A 2,929-nucleotide genomic window follows, 5' to 3' on the forward strand; every position below is an offset into this window, starting at 1 on the left:
GCGGGCGGCCCGCCCACCGCGTCCAGCCCTGCGCCGAACCCCGCCGGAACGGCAACGCGGGCGGCCAGCGCCGCCGCCCCGATGCAGATGGCGATCTGCACCATCCCCAGGGCCGCCGCGCGGCCCAGGTCGAAATCAAAGCGGAACGCCTGGTAGATGGCCAGCTCCACCGTTGTTGCGCGCGGCCCCCCGCCCAGGGCCAAGGCCACCGTGAACGAGGTCAGGCAGACCAGGAACACCGCCAGCCACACGCCGGGCAGCACGCCGCGCAGCATCGGGCGTTCCAGGTGGCGGGCGATGTCGCGGGGCGCGAAATCAAGGGATGCGGCCAGCCGGAAGCGTTCCGCGGGAATCGCCTGCCAGCCCTGCAGGATCAGCCGCACCGACAGCGGCAGGTTGAAGAACACATGCGCCAGGATCACCCCCTGCCAGCCATAGATGCCGATGGCGGGCAGGCCCAGGGCCTCCAGCGCGCCATTCAGCGCACCGTTGCGCCCGAAGATCGCGATCAGGCCCAGGACCGCCACGATCACCGGCAGGATGAAGGGTGCCCCCAGCAGCGTGACCAGCAGCCCGCGCCCCCGGAATCGCCGCCGCGCCAGCGCGCGCGCGACCGGGACGGCCAGCGCCGCCGACAGGGTCGCGGACAGCGCGGCCTGCCACAGGGTGAACCAGACGGCGCGCAGGTCCCATTCGGTCAGGCCCGACAGCCCGCCCGCGACCCAGGCCACCGCCGCCAGCGTGCCCAGGATCAGCGCGGCAAGTGCGCCCGCGATGGCGTGGCCGATGCTCAGCGGAAGGCCCGCTGCCATTCGTCCAGGGCAGGGGCGCGCAGGGCCTCTGCCTCGTCCTCGGACAGGAACAGGGTCTTTTCGGGGCGGGGCAGGTCGCGCATCACCTGCGGCCAGTCGGCCTGCGGCAGCTTGGCGGGCAGGGACCAGTTGGCCAGCGGGATCGTCGCCTGGAAATCGGGGGTCAGCACCCAGTCCATGAAGGCTTGCGCCAGTTCGGGCTGATCGGTGCCCGCGACCTGGGCGACCAGTTCGGCCATGAAGTAATGCCCCTCGGGGAAGATCGCGGCGCGCTTGGTGTCGTCCTCCTCGGCGGCGATGTGATAGGCGGGGGAGGTGGTGTAGGACAGCACCATGTCCGCCTCTCCGTCGGTGAACAGGCCATAGGATTCAGACCAGCCGCGGGTGACGGTCAGCACCTTGGGGGCCAGCTTCGCCCAGGCCTCGCCCGCCTGATCGCCATAGACCGACTTGACCCACAGCAGCATCGCCAGACCCGACACCGAACTGCGCGGGTCCTGGATGACGATGCTGAGATCCTCGGCCTCCAGCAGCTCGGCAAAGCTGGCGGGCGGGTTCTCCAGCCGGGTGCTGTCATAGACGAAGGCCGTCTCGCCCCAGTTGTAGGGCAGGAAGATGTCATCCTCCCATGCGATGGGCAGCGACAGGTCGGACGTGTCCTGCCCATGCGGCGCGAACAGACCCGATGCGCGGGCACGCGCGGTCATGTCGGTGTTCAGGCCGAAGACGATGTCGGCCTGGGTGCCCGCCCCCTCCATCAGGATGCGGGGCAGCACGTCGCCGGTCACGAATTGCAGGTCGCAATCGCAGATCGCCTCGAACCCCTCCTCGATGGCGGGGCCGGGGCCCCATTCGCTGGTGACGCTGTCGCCGGCATAGACGGTCAGGACGCGATCCTGGGCCAGGGCGGGGGTGGCCAGCAGCAGGGCGGGGATCAGGACGAATTTCATCGGCAGCCTCTCTTGTCGGAATGTCGAAAAGAAGGGGGTGCGCACCTTCCCTCCGCCGGTGTGAGCCGGATCAGGTTCAACGGGTCCGCATGCGCGTCTCAGCCCGACAGGGCACCCCGAGGTGCCCCTGAATGTAGAGGTTTCGCGCGCCCGCGCAAGCGGATAGAAACCGCCCATGACCAGGGACGCGACCGACCAGCCCACGCCGATGATGGCGCAGTATCTTGCGATCCGGGAGGCCAATCCCGGCGCGCTGCTGTTCTATCGCATGGGCGATTTCTACGAGATGTTCTTCGACGACGCGGTCGCCGCCGCCGCCGCGCTGGACATCGCGCTGACGAAACGCGGCACGCATCTGGGGGAACCCATCCCGATGTGCGGCGTGCCGGTCCATGCGGCCGAGGGCTATCTGCTGACGCTGATCCGCAAGGGTTTCCGCGTGGCCATTGCCGAACAGATGGAGGACCCCGCCGAGGCCAAGAAGCGCGGGTCGAAATCGGTCGTGGCCCGCGACGTGGTGCGGTTGGTGACCCCAGGCACCCTGACCGAGGAATCGCTGCTGGAGGCGCGGCGGCACAATTACCTGGCGGCCTTCGTGGTGGTCCGCGAGGAGGGCGCGCTGGCTTGGGTCGACATCTCGACCGGCGCGTTTTCGGTGATGGATTGTCCCCTGCCGCGTCTGGCCCCCGAACTGGCCCGGCTGGCCCCGCGCGAGGTGCTGGCCTGCGACGCCGGGCTGGAGGAGTTGATCGGTGACGCGGGCGCGGTGATGACCGACCTGCATGCAAGCGCCTTCGACAGCAATGCGGGCACGCGGCGGCTCTGCGCGCTTTATGGCGTCGAGACGCTGGACGGGTTCGGCAGCTTCACCCGCGCCGAACTGGCCGCGATGGGCGCCATCGTCGATTATCTGGACATGACGCAGAAGGGTCGCCTGCCGCTGATGCGCCCGCCGGTGCGCGAACGCGCGGGCGGCGCGATGCAGATCGACGCCGCGACCCGGCGCAACCTGGAACTGACCCAGGCCCTGTCGGGCGGGCGCGACGGATCGCTGCTGGCGGCCATCGACCGCACTGTGACCGCGCCGGGCGCGCGCCTGCTGGAGCGCCGGATCAGCGCGCCGTCGCGCGATCTGGCGTTGATCGCGGCGCGCCATGACGCGGTGGC

General features: G+C 70.0%; 1 protein-coding gene, 2 pseudogenes and 1 riboswitch. Of the genes and pseudogenes, 1 reads left to right on the forward strand and 2 read right to left on the reverse strand.

Going from position 1 to position 2,929, the window contains the following annotated elements:
* Both TW83_RS16805 and TW83_RS16810 read right to left on the reverse strand, forming a co-directional pair.
* A pseudogene (locus tag TW83_RS16805) lies at positions 1-812 on the reverse strand (thiamine/thiamine pyrophosphate ABC transporter permease ThiP); the annotation flags it as partial.
* The gene (locus TW83_RS16810) at positions 791-1,762 is read right to left on the reverse strand and encodes a thiamine ABC transporter substrate binding subunit (RefSeq protein WP_045983933.1); all 972 of its coding nucleotides are present in this window, start codon (positions 1,760-1,762) and stop codon (positions 791-793) included. The gene TW83_RS16810 and the pseudogene TW83_RS16805, both read right to left, overlap by 22 nt.
* 30 nt (positions 1,763-1,792) lie before the next feature.
* Positions 1,793-1,891, reverse strand: a riboswitch (TPP riboswitch).
* A gap of 46 nt (positions 1,892-1,937) precedes the next feature.
* Between TW83_RS16810 and TW83_RS16815 the strand changes: the two are divergent.
* Positions 1,938-2,929 (forward strand): annotated as a pseudogene (locus TW83_RS16815) (DNA mismatch repair protein MutS); the annotation flags it as partial.

This window comes from Paracoccus sp. S4493 (assembly GCF_000967735.1).
In the GTDB taxonomy this organism is placed as follows: Bacteria; Pseudomonadota; Alphaproteobacteria; order Rhodobacterales; family Rhodobacteraceae; genus Paracoccus; species Paracoccus marcusii.